We start from the raw sequence: 16,064 nt of genomic DNA on the forward strand, positions 1-16,064 counted from the left end.
TAGCTGGATCATGGGGCTCAGGAAGCGCGGGCGGTGGAACAACCGGGGCACAGGCCCCAGTAGATGACGTCGGCCTCGTCGATCGTGAAGCCGTGCGTCTCGGACGCGGTCAGACACGGCGTCTCGCCGACCGCACAGTCGACGTCGGCGACGACACCACACGATCGGCACACGATGTGGTGGTGGTTGTCGCGACGCGGCCCTCGAACCGGGCCGGGCTGCCGGCCGGTTCGATGCGGCGTACGAGTCCCGCCGCGGTGAGCGCGTGGAGAGCCTCGTAAACGGCCTGCAGGGAGACGTGGCCCACGCGATCGCGCACCCCGGAGGCGATCGCCTCGACGTCGAGGTGGTCACCGCTGCGGACGGTCTCGAGCAGTGCGACGCGGGCGGCCGTCACCCGCAGGCCGGCCCCCCGCAGTTCCTCGGCGGCGGTCGGGTTCCCATGCGCGATCATGGCGCTAAACCTACCGCTACAAAGGCGACTAATTCAAGAGAACGAATCGCCCAAATCTCTTGCTCTCTCAGGTGATGCTCGTCTCACCGCAGCATGACGCACCACAAAGCGGTACGCGAGCACCCACCCCCCGCCCCGGGGGCTGGGCGCAGGTGCGACGGTGGGGTGTGCCTCACCTTGTTTTGGGATGCCTCGGCCATGTCGCCGGGCCATTAGTGATCTCTACGGTGAGCGCATGACAAACCGAACGAAACGGCCGGTCAGACCGGCACCGGTCCGCTCCGCACATCGGGTGAAGACCTTGCCGGTCGCCCTGTCGGCCCTGTCCACGCTCCTGGGCCCGGCCGTACTGCCGGCAGCGGCCCAGGCCGCGCCGACCCTCACCTGGAGGGCCTGCCCCGCAGGCCAAGGCCCGGCGGAGATGGAATGCACCACGATCGAGGTGCCGGTGGACTGGTCCGCGCCGGGTAAGACCACGATCAAGCTGGACCTCGCCCGGCTGCCCGCCGCCGATCCGTCGCTCCGCCTCGGCAGCGTTCTCGTCGTGTCCGACGGCGGTCCGGGGATCCAGGGCGTCCTCTCCCCGGCTCCGGAGTCGTTCACGAAGTTGCGCGAGCACTTCGATGTCGTCGGCTACAACCCGCGCACCAGCGTGGCGGAGCGCTATCTGCCGCCTTCCTGCGGAGTTCCCGGGCTGCCACTCGACGACCCGCGTGACCGCGCCGCATACGAGGCCCAGGCCGCCGCCCTCGAACGCCTGGTCGATCGATGCCGTCAGGACGACATGACCGGTCTGGCCGACCACCTGGACTCGGACTCGGTGGCCAGGGACATGGAGGCGATCCGAATCGCACTCGGCCAGGACAGGCTCACCATGCTGGCCTTCTCCTACGGCGGTGTTCCGGCCGCCGCGTACGCGCGGCTCTACCCGGAGCGCGTCCGTGCCATGGTTCTCGACAGCACGCCCGACGCGACGGTGGGCTGGCGCGGTATGGAACGCGCGCAACTGCGCGCCACCGAGGCGGCGTTCAAGCGCTTCACCACCTGGTGCGCCGGTGACGACGCGTGCGCCCTGCGGGGGCGGAACGTGCGCAAGCTCTGGCGCGAGCTGATCAAGAGCACCGGCCGCAGGCCCGTCACGTACGCCTCCGCCCGGCTGGGCGAGATCAGACTGACCGATCTGCACCTCAAGGCGCTGGCCCGGGTGGTCCTCCCCTTTCCGGAGAAGGCACCGGAGTTCGCCGACGCGCTGCTCAAGGCGAGCAAGGGTGACTTCGCCTGGTTCGGCGAGCAAATCCTGGGCGTCTCCGCGAGCTGGAGCTCGCCGGGTGCGGCGGCGACCCGGTGCCCGGATGGCCTGGTGAGGCTGGGGTACGAGGCGCTCGTCAGCGACCGCCGTTACAGCGAGCGGATCTCCCGCGACTTCGGCGGCGGGGTCGGCATCGGGCTGGAGGCCCTGGCCTGCTCCGGCTGGCGGCATCGGCCGGTGAACCCGCCTCGCCCCCTGCCGGCCGGCCTGCCTCCTGCACTGGGGCTCGGCGGCGATCGTGACTTTCCGGTCACCGAGCTCCTGGTGAGCAGGATCCCGGGCTCGGTCACCGTCCGCTATGACGGCCCCGTCCACGTCGTCTACCTGCGGGCGAAGGACCCGTGCGTGACGGGGTACGCCGACCGGTACCTGACGAAGCTGACGTTGGCTCCCGCAGGCACCCTCTGCTCGTCCCGATAGTGATGACACGGCAGAAAAAGATGCCCATACGCTGCTCCTGCTCAGGCCGCGGCTCGGGGAAAGGTGGGGTTTACCTCACCTTTTTCTGGGATGCCCAGGTCATGTCGGTCGAGCCGTACCCGTCTCTAAGGTGAGCGCATGAGCACTCCCTGGGACCGGATTCGCGGCCACTGGTCGTCGCCGACCTGGCTCCGTACCATCCACGTGACGGCGGGCGCCCCGATCGCGCTCGTGTCGATGGCAGCGATCCTGGCGCTGGGAGCGCTGTCGATAGCGCTGGCGTGGACAGTCGTCGTCCCCCTGGTCGCGCTGCTGATCCTCACCTGGATGGTGCCGCTGCTCACCTGGCTGCAGCGCTCCCGGTTCGCCGCCTTCCTCGGCCACGGCATCCCCCCGGTACCTCGTTTCCCCCGGGACGGGAGCCCGCTCAGACGGCTTCTCCTGCAGGCGCGATCGGCAGCCTGTGGCGGCAGGTCGCCTATCACCTGGCGATCGGGCCCCTGATCGGCGCGGTGGGCTTCCTGAGCGGGGCCGTGGCGTGGTCGGCGTGCCTGGTCGCGGTCATCGTCGCGGTGCAACTCCTGATGGCCGGAGGCGGCTGGACCGCCTCCCCGCCCGCGGCGGCCGCGCTCGCGTTGTTCGTGGTGGTGCCGTGGCTGCTTCGGGGGATCACCGCGCTCGACGCGGTCGCGGCGCGTGCGCTGCTCGGTCCCAGCGTGAAAGACGAGCTGGCCCGGCGGGTGAAGACGCTGCGGGAGAGCCGGGCCGAGGTGATCGAGGCCGCCGACGCGGAACGCCGCCGGATCGAACGCGACCTGCACGACGGCACACAGCAGCGGCTTGTGTCGCTCGCCCTGAACCTCGGCATGGCCCGCACCGCCTTCACCGACCTGCCGGAGCCCGCCCGCCAGGCCATCGCGCGGTCGCACGAGGAAGCCAAGCAGGCCTTGAAGGACCTGCGCGACGTCGTTCAGGGGCTGCACCCGGCCGTGCTCAACGACCAGGGCCTGGACGCGGCGCTGTCCGGTCTCGCGGCGCGTGCCCCCTTCCCCGTACGGCTCAGCGTTGACGTGCGGGAACGGGCCGCTCCCGTGATCGAGGCGGTCGCGTTCTTCGTGGTCTCCGAAGCGCTGACCAACGTCGCCAAGCACGCGCGGGCCTCCGAGGCCGACGTCACCGTGCGCCGCGACGCCGACGTGCTCCGCATCGTCATACGCGACGACGGCTGTGGGGGTGCCGAGCCCACCAAGGGGTCGGGCCTGCGCGGCCTCGCGCAGCGGGCGAGATCGGTGGACGGGACCCTGCGCATCGACAGCCCGAGCGGTGGCCCGACGACGATCGAGGTGGAGCTGCCGTGCGCGTAGTGCTCGCCGAGGACTCAGTCCTTCTCAGGGAGGGCCTGGTCTGGGTCCTCGGATCAGCCGGCATCGAGGTCGTAGCCGCGGTGTCCGACGCCGAAGGGCTGCTGCGGGCGGTGGACGAACACGAGCCCGATCTCGTCGTCACGGACGTGCGGATGCCGCCGACGCACACGGACGAGGGACTGCGCGCGGCGCTGCTGCTGCGGCACCGGCGGCCGAAGCTGCCCATCCTCGTGCTCTCGCAGTACGTCGAGGAACGCTACGCGACTCGGCTGCTGTCCACGGCGACGACCGGCGTCGGATATCTGCTCAAGGACAGGGTGGCCGACGTCGCCGAGTTCCTGGACTCGCTGCGGCGGGTCGCCGCAGGCGGGACGGCCCTGGACCCCGAAGTGGTCGCCCAGCTGCTGCTGCGCCGGCACAGCGATCCGCTGGACCTGCTGACCCGCAGGGAGTACGAGGTGCTCGCGCTGATCGCGGAGGGACGGTCCAACGCCGGCATCGCCGAGGCCCTCGTGGTCTCGGAAAGCGCGGTCGGCAAGCACATCAACAACATCTTCGCCAAGCTCGGGCTCTCCGGCGCCGAGAAGGATCACCGGCGAGTGCTGGCCGTACTGCGATTCCTGAAGATTCGAGAGGCGACATGATGAGAAGAGCGGTGCGGACCAGATGGATCGCCGCCGGCGCGGCGCTGACCGTGTGCGCGGTGGTGGCGATGGCGTTGGCGGCGTGGTCGGAGATCCGCGTTCCCCATGCCAGCGACTTCTCCTTCCCCGGCTCCTACAAGTCGTCGGTCCTCGACCAGCGGGGGACCGAGACGAGGACCGTGACGTACGCCGTCACGACGTCCCGGATCATCGTGGATGTGCGGGGCAGGGTCGACGTGCGGGTCGCCCCGGGTGTCCCCGGACGCCTGTCTGTCAAGCGGGAGACGACCTGGCACGGCGGGCCACCCTCGATGAGCGAGACCTGGGAGTCGGGGAAGACGCTGCGGGTCGAGGTGACCTGCTCCCGGGACCTGGGGCCGGTGGATGCCGACTGCCGCACCGTCTACACCGTGAGCGCACCGCCCGGCGTCGGCGTGCTGGTGATGACACCTGACTGGACTATGCCGTGCCCGCCGACCGCGTCGGAGGTGACCTGCGGCTCCGCGTCACGCGAGTCGTCATCAGGGAGCACCCGGTGAGATCCCCGGTCGCGTGAGAGCGCGGGAAACGCCGGCCGTAAGGCCACGGCTGCTTGAAGCGTGCTCACATCCGGTCACATCTCAAGGAACGGTAGAGCCTCTCATCGGCTTGCGCAAAAGCCGGTCACGGCGCTGCCTCCGGCGTACGCGCGGGGGTACCTACGCACCAGTCCGCGGTTCTCGAAGAGGGGAATCCCCCCATGACCACCATGACTGAGCACCATCCGCACACGGAACACGATCACCACCACGGTGCCGGGTGCGGCCATGTCGCCGTGCCGCACCGCGACCACGTGGACTACGTCCACGACGGCCACCTGCACCGGGTTCACGAGAACCATGTCGACGAGTGCGAAGCGAGCGGGCACGCCGTACACGACGTGCACGAGCACGAGCACGGACCGGGGTGCGGGCACGTGGCCGTGCCGCACGGCGACCACGTCGACTACATCCACGACGGGCACCGCCACGTCCGCCACGACGGCCACTGGGATGACCACTGACCTGAGCCCCGGCCCGGGGCGTTCCCGGCGGGGAGGCGGACGATGCGACCGGCGCTCGCGGCGCCGCTGATCGCCGCGGCCGGCCCGGCGGGCGGGGCCGACCTGACCGCGGCGCGGACCCAGATGGCCCTGTCACTCGGGTGGCACATCATCGTCGCGTGCCTGGGGGTGGGCATGCCCGCCCTGCTGCTGTTCATGGAGTGGCGGGGGCTGCGCCGAGGCGACGACGACTACCTGCGCCTCGCCCGGCGCTGGGCGAAGGCGGTGGCCGTGCTGTTCGCCGTCGGGGCCGTGTCGGGCACGATCCTCAGCTTCGAGATGGGCCTGCTGTGGCCGGGCCTGATGGGCGCGTACGGCCAGGTGATCGGGCTTCCGTTCGCGCTGGAGGGCATCGCGTTCTTCCTCGAGGCGATCTTCATCGGGATCTACCTCTACGCGTGGGACCGGCTTTCGCCCAGAGCCCACCTGCTGACCGGGGTGCCGGTGATGGTCGCCGGAGTGGCCTCGGCGTTCTTCGTCGTCTCGGCCAACGCGTGGATGAACCAGCCGCGGGGCTTCCTTCTGGAGGGCGGCCGCGTCACGCACGTGTCGCCCTGGGCGGCCATGTTCAACCCCGCAACTCCGCCGCAGACCATCCACATGATCGTCGCGGCGTTCATGGTGTCGGGCTTCGCCACCGCCTCCGTCTACGCCGTGGCCCTGCTGCGCGGGCGGTGGGACCGCTACCACCGCCTCGGCTTCCTGGTGCCCTTCACCGTTGCGGGGGCGCTGGCGCCCGTCCAGATCGTGGTGGGCGACTACGCCGCGCGTTTCCTCGCCGACTACCAGCCCACCAAGCTCGCCGCGATGGAAGGACTGCCCAGGACCGGGCCGAACGCGCCGTTGAGCGTCGGCGGGATCTTCGTGGGCGACCGTCTGCGCTACGCCCTGGAGATCCCCGACGGACTGTCGCTGCTGGTCGGCTACAGCCCGGACACCGTCGTCCAGGGGCTGGACCGCACGCCGCCCGCCGACCGGCCGCCCGTCACGCCGGTCCACCTGTGCTTCGACACGATGGTCGGCATCGGCGTCCTGCTCCTGCTGCTGGCGGCCTGGCTCGCCTTCACCTGGTGGCGGCGGCGCGAGATCCCGCGCTCCCGCCTGTTCCTGTGGCCGGCGGCCGCCTCCGGTGTGCTCGCGGTCGTCGCCGTCGAGGCGGGCTGGGTGGTGACCGAACTCGGCCGGCAGCCGTGGGTCGTGTACGGCAAACTGCGCACCGCGGACGCGGTCAACCCCGCGCCCAACCTGTGGGCGGGACTCCTGCTGCTGGTCGCCGTCTACACGGTCCTCACGGTGTCGACCGTGTACGTGCTGCGGCTCCTGGTCCGCGCCCGGCCGGTCGCGCCACAGGAACGGGAGACGCCCTGATGGAGGCGGCGCAGGTCCTGCTCGGGGTCATGTGGACCGGCCTGACCCTGTACGCGCTGCTCGGCGGGGCCGACTTCGGCGGCGGTCTGTGGGACCTGCTGGCCGGGAGCAGCCGGGCGGGCATGCCCCAGCGGCGGCTCATCGAGCACTCGCTCGGCCCGGTCTGGGAGGCCAACCACGTCTGGCTGATCTTCGTGCTCGTGGTGCTGTGGACCGGCTTCCCGCCGGTCTTCGCGGCGGTGATGTCCACCCTCTACATCCCGCTCACGCTGGCCGCGTTCGGGATCATCGGCAGGGGGGCCGCGTTCGCGTTCCGCAAGAGCAGCACCGAGCTGTGGCAGCAGCGCCTGTTCGGCGGCGCCTTCGCGCTGTCGTCGGTGCTCACGCCGTTCTTCCTCGGCACGGTGGCCGGGGCGGTCGCGTCCGGCCGGGTGCCGCCCGGCCTGGCCAGGGGAAGCCTGGTGGGCGCGTGGGTCAACCCCACCTCGATGCTGGGCGGCGTCCTGGCGGTGGCCGTCTGCGCCTACCTGGCCGCGGTCTACCTGTGCGACGACGCCGTGCGGTCCCGCCTGCCGGGGATGGCCGAGGCCTTCCGGCGCAGGGGGCTGGCCGCGGCCGCCGTCACCGGCGTGGTCGCCCTCGGCGGCATCGGGGTACTGCGCGCCGACGCCCCCCGGCTCTTCACCGGCCTCACCCACCGCGCGCTGCCGCTCGTCCTGGCGAGCGCCGTGCTCGGCGTCGCCTCCATCGCGCTGCTGTGGCTGCGGCGCTACCTGCTCGTACGCGGCACCGCCGCCCTGGCCGTGGCCGCCGTGATGTGGGGCTGGCCGGTGGCGCAGTATCCGCTCATGCTGCCGCCTGCCGTGTCCTACCGGCAGGTGGCCGCGGAACCGGCGGTGATCACGGCGGTGCTCGCCGTCGCCGGCGCGGGCGCGCTGCTGGTGCTGCCGTCGATCGCGTGGCTGCTGGCCGTCCAGCACCGCCTGCCGTTCGAGCGGGGCACCCCCGGCTGAGCCGCGCCGGCGGGCGCAAGGGGACGTTCCGACCTGCGGGGATAGGCTGAGGGCGGGGGTCGGAGGATGCGTGATCTGCTGAGGGAGTCGCGCCGCCCCCACCGCGTGCGCGAGCACCGGTACGCCCCCTGGTTCGCCGTGGGCGCGGTGTGCATCGGCGCGTTCATGGGCCAGCTGGACGCGAGCATCGTCACCCTGGCCTTCCCGGCACTGGAACGGGAGTTCGGCGCCTCGCTGGCGGCCGTGCAGTGGGTGTACCTGGGCTACCTGCTGGTGCTGGTCGCGTTGCTGGCCGGGGCCGGAAGGCTCGCCGACGTGGCGGGCCGCAAGCTGGTCTACCTCTACGGCTTCGTCGTGTTCACCGCCGCCTCGGCCGCCTGCGGGCTGGCGCCGTCCCTGGCGGTGCTGGTGGCCTGCCGGCTGGTGCAGGCGGCGGGCGCGGCGATGCTCCAGGCCAACAGCGTGGCCCTGGTCGTGTCGAGCGTCCCCCGGGCGCGGATGCGTACCGGCCTGAGCATGCAGGCGGCGGCCCAGGCGCTCGGCCTCGCCCTGGGGCCGGCACTCGGCGGAGTGCTGGTCGCCACGGCGGGATGGCGGTGGGTGTTCTGGATCAACGTGCCGGTCGGCTGCGCGGCCGTGATCGCCGGGCGTTACCTGCTGCCGCGCACACGGCAACGGGGGAGAGGCGGCCGCTTCGACTGGCCGGGACTGGTCCTGCTCGCGGCCTCCACCAGCGCCCTGCTGCTCGCCGCCTCCGTGATCTCGGGCCTGGACCTGCCGTCCTGGTCGGTCCCCGTCCTGCTCGCCGTCGCCGCCGGAACCGCGATCGGCTTCTGGCGGTGGGAGGCGCGGGTGCCGTCCGCGCTCATCGACACCGCCCTGCTCCGCAGCCGCGTCGTCACGGCGGGGCTCGCCGGAGCGCTGGGCGGCTACCTGGTGCTGTTCGGCCCGCTGGTCCTGATCCCGCAGGTCCTCGTGGCCGGCGGGACCGGAGAACTGGTCGCCGGCCTGGTCCTGACGGCGCTGCCCGGGGGCTTCGCGGCGAGCGCCCTCATGGGCGACCACCTGCTGCCCCGCACCTGGGGCGACCGGCGCAGGTGCGTCGCCGGCGCCGTGCTGGCGGCCGCGGGCTGCGCGCTGCTTGCCGCGGATCCCGTCGCCGAGGGCTGGGCCGGGGCCTGCCTTGCGGTGACGGGCGCGGGGCTCGGCCTGTTCGTGCCCGCCAACAACACCGTCGTCATGGCCGCCGTCCCCGAACGGGTGTCCGCCACGGCCGGCGGCATGGTGAACATGGCACGTGGCATCGGCACGGCGCTCGGCATCGCCGTGGTGACCCTGGCCCTGCACCTCGCGGGAGCCCACGAGGCGGGCGCCCGCGCCGCGCCTGCCGTCCTGGCGGCCGTGGCGCTGCTGGCCGCCCTCACCGCTTCGGGCCGGGTGGTGCGCCCGGGGGGGAGGCCCCTACCCTGGTCGGTCATGACGAACGTGCGAAGGGGCGAGCCGCGTGAGCGATGAGGATGTGGCGGCCCGGCTCCGGGAGATCTGCCTGAGCCTGCCGGAGGCCGTGGAGAAGCCGTTCGGGGGCCACACCGCGCCCTCCTACCGGGTCGGCGACAGGTTGTTCGCGATGACCAGTGAGGACGGGCGGTCGCTGACGTTCAAGGCCGGGCCGGGGGTGCAGGACGCCCTCGTGGCCTCGGACCCCGAGCGCTTCTTCGTCCCGCCGTACGTCGGCCGCAACGGCTGGGTGGGCGCACGCCTGGACGCCGATCAGGACTGGGACGAGATCGCCGGGCTGGTCGAGGACAGCTACCGGCTGATCGCGCCGAAACGACTCGTCCGGCTCCTCGACGAAGGCCCGGCCGCTCAGCCGCGGCCTCACAGCGGCGGGTAGGCGTTGGCGAGAAGCTGCTGGAACTGCGCGCCGAACCACTGCCCCGCAGGCGGGGCGTACGGCAGTGCCCCGCTGGGCACGTAGCCACCGGCCGCCTGGGCGTAGTACGTGGGATCGCACATCGGGTCGGGCCGGATGCCGTCGGGACTCGTGACGTTCACGCTCGAGCCGTCGGAGACGCCCGGCGGCTTGATCCACGCGTACGCGTCGATGCCGGCGGCGGGGATGGCGGCAGGCCGCGCGCCGAGCCCGGCGCCGGCCTGGTTGCACCAGTTGCCGACACTGTGGCGGCGGTCCGTACGGGACTCGTCGACGAACCGGTTCAGGTCGCCGGAGGTGCTGGTACGCGTCGGGCGATACGGGCCACCCCAGCCGTTGCGGGAGGTGTCGATCACCATGCCGATGTCGGAGGCGAACCCGGCCATGATGAGCCGCTTCCGGAACGCCTGGGCGAACGAGAGCTCGTCCACGTAGTCGTTCCCGCCGACCCACCGCGAGTTCTTCCCCATGAGGGCGGTGAAGTACGGCTCGACCAGGGCGCCGTAGTTCGCGACGTTCACCGTGAAGCCGTGAACGAGCGACGGTCCTCCTCCGGCCGCGCCCGCGATGCTCGCGAGCAGGCCGGCGGCCCGGCCGAAGTTGTCCGGATGGCCGACGACACCGTGGTGGGAGGCGTCGAGGTAGACGTACACGTTGGGGATGGCGTGCAGCCGGGTCAGCGCGTACCGCACCGCCGCGGGGTAGGCCCCGCTCGCCTGTACGGCGGCGCAGCGGGTGGTGGCGGCGGGCAGGAGCAGCCCGGGCAGGAAGTCGGGTTCGACGATCGCCACGATGCGCAACCGCTGGTAGGCCGGGTCGGCCAGGATCTCGGCGATCGGGTCGACGTACTCGGTCCGGTATCGGTTCAGGCCGTCGGACGTCACGCTGAAGTCCCCGTTGGAGACCGGGTGGGTGCAGTTCCGGTCGGGCAGGTCGTTCAGCACGATCTGGATCGTGAGCGGGGCCGGGTCGAAGGCGTCCTGCAGGACCGCTTCGTTCAGATGCGCGCGCAGCCCGGGGGGTGCCTCCTCACCGCGTGAGACCTCCGTCACCACGCACGATCCATCGGCAGGGAGGGCGCGTACAGGGCTCGATCACACGGCCCGCCGTGCGCGCCACCGAGCGGGGGAGATCACCCGCTCTCATCTCGGGGAACGCCGCGCCGCCCGCCGCCGCCGCGCGCCGGGCCGCCTGAAAGCTTCAGCCGCCTGGAAGCTTCGACCGCCCGGAAGCTTCAGCGCCTGCCTGAGGCCGTCATCGGGCCGATGCGGCCGGTTCCGTGACGCGGGCGCCGGTCACGACGAGGCCCAGGCAGACCAGGGCCGCGGTCGCCACCGCCGCCAGCATGACCGGGTAGGAGAGCCACGACGACAGGCCGGCCAGCACGGCAGGGAGCAGGAAGCCGGCGTAGGCGAGCGTGTAGTAGACGCCGGTCAGGCCCGCCAGGTCGCCGGGGCCGGCCATGCGCTGGATCTCCAGCAGCCCGGAGACCACCGCGATGCCGTAACCGGCGCCCAGGGTGGCCGCGGTGACGGCCGCGAGCCACGGCGACAGCAGCACCGCGTTCGCCGCGCACAGCGCCGCGCCGAGGAGCATCACCGCCATCGCCGCAACCGGCGCCCGTCCCGTACGGCTTCGCGCCTCGCCGTCTCCCGCCTCACCGTTTCCTGAGTCACCGTTTCCTGAGTCACCGTGCAACCACCTGGCCACGGGCTGCACGGCCGCGCCCGTGCCCAGGGTCAGCACGGTCAGCCCGGTCGCGTACGCCAGCCCCCAGTCCCCGACGCGGAAGCCGACCAGCTGGGGCATGACCGCGTACGCCAGTCCGGCCGCGCCGAACACCCACGGCGCCATCGGCAGGACCACGAGCCGGAACCGCCTGCGGGCTGGCGCGGGGACACGCAGGTCGTCCACCAGTGCCCTGAGGAGCCGCCGGGCCGAACCCGTCGCGTGCGCGAGCGGCGGCCGTGTCTCCGGCACCCGCAGGAGCAGCACGGGTATCGCCACGGTGATGAGGAGGTGCACGGCGTACGGGCTCACCGTGGGCCACGGCCCCCACTGGGCCAGCACGCCCGCGACACCCGCGCCGAGGCCGAATCCCGCCGTCTGGCACAGTGCGGCGCGGCGCGCGGCGAGCCCGCCGTCCGCCCCGCTCGACAGCTCCTTCACCCAGCTGCTGCCCACCGACATGGCGATGCCGACGGCGAAGCCGGTGATCAGCCGTCCCACGTAGATGGGCCAGGCGCTCTGACCGCCGAAGCAGAGCACCAGGCTCGCGGCGGCCGAGGCGACGGTGCCGGCCACCAGCACGGGATGTCGCCCGCGCCGGTCGGAGACGGGCCCGGCGAGCAGGAGCCCCGGCACTAGCCCGACGACGTACGCGCCGAGGAAGGCGTCGACGCTGAGAGTGGAGTAGCCGCCCAGCCGCCGGTACATCAGCAGCAGCGGGGTGAACTGGTTGCCGCCCCAGCCGCAGGCGAACATCGCCGCGGCGACGGTCCGCCAGGAGTCCCGCGTGAGCGGGGTGGCAGGCGAGGGGTCGGCCTGCCGGGATTCCGGCATCCGCTGGGTTTCGGGCATGGGAGGGTCAGACCTTCGCGAGGAGTGTGCGTGAGGAGGACGCGGGTCAGCGGTCGTCGCGGCCGGCCGCGTACGGCGAGCCGTGCGTCGCGGTGAGATGACCGAGCAGGGCCGAGGCGAAGGCCGCGCTGTCGCCGCCGAGGAGGTGGCCGAGGAGGGCCTCGTGCTCGTCGGCCAGCAGGGACAGCCGCTCCGGCCGCGGGCGCAGTGCGGAGATGCTCATCCGCCGCTGCCGGTCGCCGAGCGTGGCGTAGAACCGGCTCGCCAGCCGGTTCCCCGACGCTTCGACGATGCACCGGTGGAACGCCTCGTCCGCCTCGGCGAACCGGCCGATGTCCGCGGCCTCGGCGAGGGCCCGCTGACGCCGCAGCAGTTCCCGCATCCTCTCGTGGTGTTCGTCCGGCAGTCCGGTTCGCGCGATGCGCTCCGCCGCGGACCGTTCGAGGGCCAGCCGCAGTTCCAGGACGTCCGCGGCCTCACCCGGCGGCACCGGCACCACCACAGCGCCGCGCTTGGGATGGAGCGCCAGCAGTTCCTCCGACTCCAGCCGGAGGAACGCCTCCCGGACGGGCGTCCTGCTCACGCGTACCCGTTCGGCGATCTCGCCCTCGCTGATGAGGCTTCCTCCCGGCAGTTCACCGGAGAGGATCAGCTCCTTGGTCACGGCGTACGCGGTGTGGGCGGCGGACGGGCGCTTCGCGGGATCGGCCATGCGAGGAGCGTAGCAGGCATAGATACAAGCTTGTATTTATTAGGGTTGCGCTGTGGCCGGCCAGGGCGGCGTCAGGGGCGGTGACACGCCCAGGTGAAGCGCCGGCGCCGGTCGCGGCGGGGCCGTGACGCACGAGGGGAGTAGCGGCCCGGATCAGGCAGGACCCGGCCTCGGCCGCCACACCCGTCGGCCGCCGACGACGCCCCGCGCGTGACCGCCGCCGCGCTCGCGCGGTCGGATTTCCGCTGCGGTCAAGGCTTCTCCCGCGCAGAGGAACGTGATGCGGATCACAGAGAAGGCCGGAATTTGCGGCCGATTGAGGAGGTTTCGCCGCATTATGAGGTTCTTCCCGGTGATCGTGTGGCTCGTCGAGCGACTGCACGTCGACCTGTGCCGCCTGAACAGTCGCCTCTGTCCCTGAACGCAGTCACCACTCCCTTCCCCTCACCTCGCATGCCCGCCTCTGCGTCAGCATGCCTTTCTGCCGGAGTCTCGTTCGTGAAGAAACTCTCCTTCTCCCTGCAGTTGCTGCTCGGTCTGGTGATAGGCGCCGTCCTCGGGTTCGTCGCCCGCGCCGGTGACGTCGCCTGGCTCACCGCCACCCTCACCGAAGTCGGCAAGATCTTCGTCCAGCTCCTCAAGCTCGCGGTCGCGCCACTGGTCTTCACCGCCGTCGTCGTCAGCGTGGCCAACCTGCGCAACGTCAGCGGCGCCGCCAGGCTCGCCGGCAAGACCCTGCTGTGGTTCCTGATCACCTCGCTGATCGCGGTGGTCTTCGGTATCGGCCTCGGCCTGATCCTCAACCCCGGCCAGGGCGTCACCATCTCCACCGCGGGGGCGAAGGCCGTCGACCTGGAGGGCGCGGGAACCTGGCTGGACTTCCTGACCGGCATCATCCCGACCAACATCGTCACCGCCTTCACCGAGCTCAACGTCCTCCAGATCGTCTTCCTGGGGGTCGTACTCGGCGCCGCCGCCCTGGCGGTCGGCGAGAAGGCCGAGCCGTTCCTCGGCTTCAGCCGGTCGGTCCTCGATCTGGTCCAGAAGGCTCTGTGGTGGGTCATCAGGCTGGCCCCGATCGGCACCGCCGGTCTGATCGGCAAGTCGGTGGCCAGCTACGGCTGGGACCTGCTCGCCCCGCTCGCGAAACTCAGCGCGGGCGTGTACATCGGCTGCCTGCTGGTGCTCCTGGTGAGCTACCCGCTGCTGCTCGCCTTCGTCGGCAAGGTCAGCCCGCTCACCTTCTATCGCAACGCCTGGCCCGCGATCGAGCTGGCCTTCGTCTCCCGCTCCTCGGTCGGGACCATGCCGCTCACCCAGCGGGTCACCACCGAGCGCCTGGGCGTGGACCGCGACTACGCCGCCTTCGCGGTGCCCTTCGGAGCGACCACCAAGATGGACGGCTGCGCCGCGATCTACCCCGCACTCGCGGCGATCTTCGTGGCCCAGGTGTTCGGCGTCCATCTCGGCGTGGGCCACTACCTGCTGATCGCGTTCGTCTCCGTGGTCGGCTCGGCCGCGACCGCCGGTCTGACCGGCGCGATCGTCATGCTCACCCTGACCCTGAGCACGCTGGGCCTGCCCCTGGAGGGCGTCGGGCTGCTCCTGGCCATCGACCCGATACTCGACATGATCCGCACCGCGACCAACGTCACGGGGCAGATGGTGGTGCCCGTCCTGGTCGCCCGTTCCGAGGGCCGTCTCGACGAGGCGGTGTTCAACGCTCCACCGCAGCCTCTGGACGAAGCCCCCGCCGCCGTTCGTCCCGCGTCGGGTCCCGAACCCGCTCTCACCTGAGCCTCCGTCCCGTCTGCCGGTGGCGACGGCCTCGCCCATGGCTCCGAGCCGTGGGCGAGGCCCGTCCGCGCCGCCCATCAGCACTGCTGGATGCCGTAACCGTACGGACCGGCGCCCGCGCCGGGTGTGCGACGAACTCGCTCGGTGACGATGTCCTCGGAACGAGGTTAGGCTTACCTAAGCAGTCTGACGAAGGGAACTTCTATGGCGACGACCGAACCGGCGCGGCGCGCACCCCGGGCGACCACCGGCGTGGTGGAGCGCACCGAGCGGCTGACCCCGCACATGATCCGGGTGGTGCTCGGCGGTGAGGGACTCGCCGGTTTCGAGGCGGGCGAGTTCACCGACCACTACGTGAAGCTGCTGTTCCCGGTGCCGGGAGTGGCCTATCCGGAGCCGTTCGACATGGCGGTGATCCGCGCCGAGCTGCCGCGCGACCAGTGGCCGAAGACGCGGACCTACACCGTACGAGCCTGGGACCCGGAGGCGCGGGAGCTGACCATCGACTTCGTCTACCACGGGGACGAGGGACTGGCCGGGCCCTGGGCGCTGCGGGCCCGGCCGGGCGACGTGATCCGCTTCCTCGGCCCGGCGGGGCGTACGCGCCGAGCGCGGAGGCGGACTGGCACCTGCTGGCCGGGGACGAGAGCGCGCTCCCGGCCATCGGCGCGCCCTGGAACGGCTCCCCGCCGGAGCCCCCGCCCGGGTGTTCGTCGAGGTGGAGGGCCCGGAGGAGGAGCAGAAGCTGCGGACGGAGGGCGACGCGGAGATCGTGTGGCTCCACCGCGGCGGCGCGCAGGTGGGCGAGGCGCTGGTGCGGGCGGTGCGGGAGCTGCAGTTCCCCGAGGGCGTCGTGCACGCCTTCGTCCACGGCGAGGCGAACTTCGTCAAGGAGCTGCGGCGATACCTGCGCGTGGAGCGCGGCCTGCCGCTGGAGCGGTTGTCGATCTCCGGCTACTGGCGGCGGGGCCGTGACGAGGACGGCTGGCAGTCCTCCAAGCGGGAGTGGAACAGCCGCATCGAGGAAGAGGAGGCCGCGGCCCTCGGCGGCTGAGACCCGGCCGGTCCCGCGAAGAGGTCAGGCAGGGCCGGTGTCGTGGTGGAGGCGGCGCAGCGCGAAGGCGAGCTGAAGGCGCAGCCGGCCCCGGGGGTCGCGCACCGTCCACCCGAGGAGCTGCTCGGCGTGCGCGAGCCGGTCCTGCAGCGTCGAGTGATGCACGGTCAGCCGCGCCGCGGCGGCGCGCAGGCTCGGTGCGTAGGCGACCGCGTACAGGGTCGCGAGCGATCCACGGGCGCCTCGACCCGGCGCGTCGAGCGCGCGCGACGTCCGGGTCGGGCGGGCGCCGGGCCGGACGGCCGCCGCGAGGACCGCCGAGCCCGCCGACGTTC

The 16,064-nt window shown here is 72.1% G+C and carries 15 protein-coding genes and 2 pseudogenes; 12 read left to right on the plus strand and 5 right to left on the minus strand.

Going from position 1 to position 16,064, the window contains the following annotated elements:
* Positions 1–17: 17 nt before the first annotated feature.
* A pseudogene (locus B1L11_RS34130) lies at positions 18–454 on the minus strand (Fur family transcriptional regulator).
* Positions 455–746: 292 nt separating this feature from the next.
* Between B1L11_RS34130 and B1L11_RS34135 the strand changes: the two are divergent.
* The 10 genes from B1L11_RS34135 to B1L11_RS34175 all read left to right on the plus strand — a co-directional run bounded on the left by B1L11_RS34135 (position 747) and on the right by B1L11_RS34175 (position 9,547).
* Complete coding sequence (locus tag B1L11_RS34135; RefSeq protein ID WP_179155453.1) at positions 747–2,183, plus strand: alpha/beta fold hydrolase; 1,437 nt, start codon at positions 747–749, stop codon at positions 2,181–2,183.
* Positions 2,184–2,321: 138 nt separating this feature from the next.
* Positions 2,322–2,687 carry a hypothetical protein gene (locus tag B1L11_RS45935; RefSeq protein WP_143737747.1) on the plus strand — a complete coding sequence of 122 codons (366 nt, stop codon included), beginning with the start codon at positions 2,322–2,324 and terminating at the stop codon, positions 2,685–2,687.
* An 8-nt stretch (positions 2,688–2,695) separates the two neighbouring features.
* Positions 2,696–3,547, plus strand: a complete 852-nt coding sequence (locus tag B1L11_RS45940; RefSeq protein WP_218671481.1) for a sensor histidine kinase — start codon at positions 2,696–2,698, stop codon at positions 3,545–3,547.
* Positions 3,538–4,191 (plus strand): response regulator transcription factor, encoded by a 654-nt coding sequence (locus B1L11_RS34145; RefSeq protein ID WP_079319458.1) that lies wholly within the window; start codon positions 3,538–3,540, stop codon positions 4,189–4,191. The genes B1L11_RS45940 and B1L11_RS34145 overlap by 10 nt, the downstream gene beginning before the upstream one ends.
* An 11-nt stretch (positions 4,192–4,202) precedes the next feature.
* The gene (locus B1L11_RS34150) at positions 4,203–4,730 is read left to right on the plus strand and encodes a hypothetical protein (protein ID WP_079319459.1); all 528 of its coding nucleotides are present in this window, start codon (positions 4,203–4,205) and stop codon (positions 4,728–4,730) included.
* A gap of 200 nt (positions 4,731–4,930) precedes the next feature.
* Positions 4,931–5,233 (plus strand): hypothetical protein, encoded by a 303-nt coding sequence (locus B1L11_RS34155; protein ID WP_079319460.1) that lies wholly within the window; start codon positions 4,931–4,933, stop codon positions 5,231–5,233.
* A gap of 42 nt (positions 5,234–5,275) precedes the next feature.
* Positions 5,276–6,640 (plus strand): cytochrome ubiquinol oxidase subunit I, encoded by a 1,365-nt coding sequence (locus tag B1L11_RS34160; protein ID WP_079319461.1) that lies wholly within the window; start codon positions 5,276–5,278, stop codon positions 6,638–6,640.
* A complete protein-coding gene (locus tag B1L11_RS34165) occupies positions 6,640–7,653 on the plus strand; it encodes a cytochrome d ubiquinol oxidase subunit II (RefSeq protein WP_079319462.1) in 1,014 nt (337 codons plus the stop codon). Before B1L11_RS34160 ends, B1L11_RS34165 begins: the two co-directional genes overlap by 1 nt.
* A gap of 66 nt (positions 7,654–7,719) precedes the next feature.
* Entirely contained in the window at positions 7,720–9,168 is a 1,449-nt protein-coding gene (locus B1L11_RS34170) for an MFS transporter (protein ID WP_143737748.1), read from the plus strand.
* Entirely contained in the window at positions 9,158–9,547 is a 390-nt protein-coding gene (locus B1L11_RS34175; protein WP_079319463.1) for an MmcQ/YjbR family DNA-binding protein, read from the plus strand. Before B1L11_RS34170 ends, B1L11_RS34175 begins: the two co-directional genes overlap by 11 nt.
* Here the strand turns inward: B1L11_RS34175 and B1L11_RS34180 are convergent.
* The 3 genes from B1L11_RS34180 to B1L11_RS34190 form a co-directional block, all read right to left on the minus strand.
* On the minus strand, positions 9,532–10,638 hold the full coding sequence (locus B1L11_RS34180; protein WP_179155454.1) for a glycoside hydrolase family 6 protein: 1,107 nt from the start codon (positions 10,636–10,638) through the stop codon (positions 9,532–9,534). The genes B1L11_RS34175 and B1L11_RS34180 overlap by 16 nt on opposite strands.
* 202 nt (positions 10,639–10,840) lie before the next feature.
* Positions 10,841–12,166 carry an MFS transporter gene (locus B1L11_RS34185; protein WP_218671482.1) on the minus strand — a complete coding sequence of 442 codons (1,326 nt, stop codon included), beginning with the start codon at positions 12,164–12,166 and terminating at the stop codon, positions 10,841–10,843.
* A gap of 46 nt (positions 12,167–12,212) precedes the next feature.
* Positions 12,213–12,878 carry a GntR family transcriptional regulator gene (locus B1L11_RS34190; RefSeq protein ID WP_079319466.1) on the minus strand — a complete coding sequence of 222 codons (666 nt, stop codon included), beginning with the start codon at positions 12,876–12,878 and terminating at the stop codon, positions 12,213–12,215.
* Positions 12,879–13,376: 498 nt separating this feature from the next.
* Between B1L11_RS34190 and B1L11_RS34195 the strand changes: the two genes are divergently transcribed.
* Complete coding sequence (locus B1L11_RS34195; protein WP_306291741.1) at positions 13,377–14,675, plus strand: dicarboxylate/amino acid:cation symporter; 1,299 nt, start codon at positions 13,377–13,379, stop codon at positions 14,673–14,675.
* A 204-nt stretch (positions 14,676–14,879) separates the two neighbouring features.
* A pseudogene (locus B1L11_RS34200) lies at positions 14,880–15,729 on the plus strand (siderophore-interacting protein).
* A 24-nt stretch (positions 15,730–15,753) separates the two neighbouring features.
* On the opposite strand, the gene B1L11_RS34205 reads toward B1L11_RS34200, so the two are convergent.
* Positions 15,754–16,064 (minus strand): helix-turn-helix domain-containing protein (locus B1L11_RS34205; protein ID WP_143737749.1); only part of this gene is annotated, 311 nt, incomplete at its 5' end.

Origin of the sequence: Microbispora sp. GKU 823 (assembly GCF_002027145.1) — a bacterium.
Classification (GTDB): domain Bacteria; phylum Actinomycetota; class Actinomycetes; order Streptosporangiales; family Streptosporangiaceae; genus Microbispora; species Microbispora siamensis.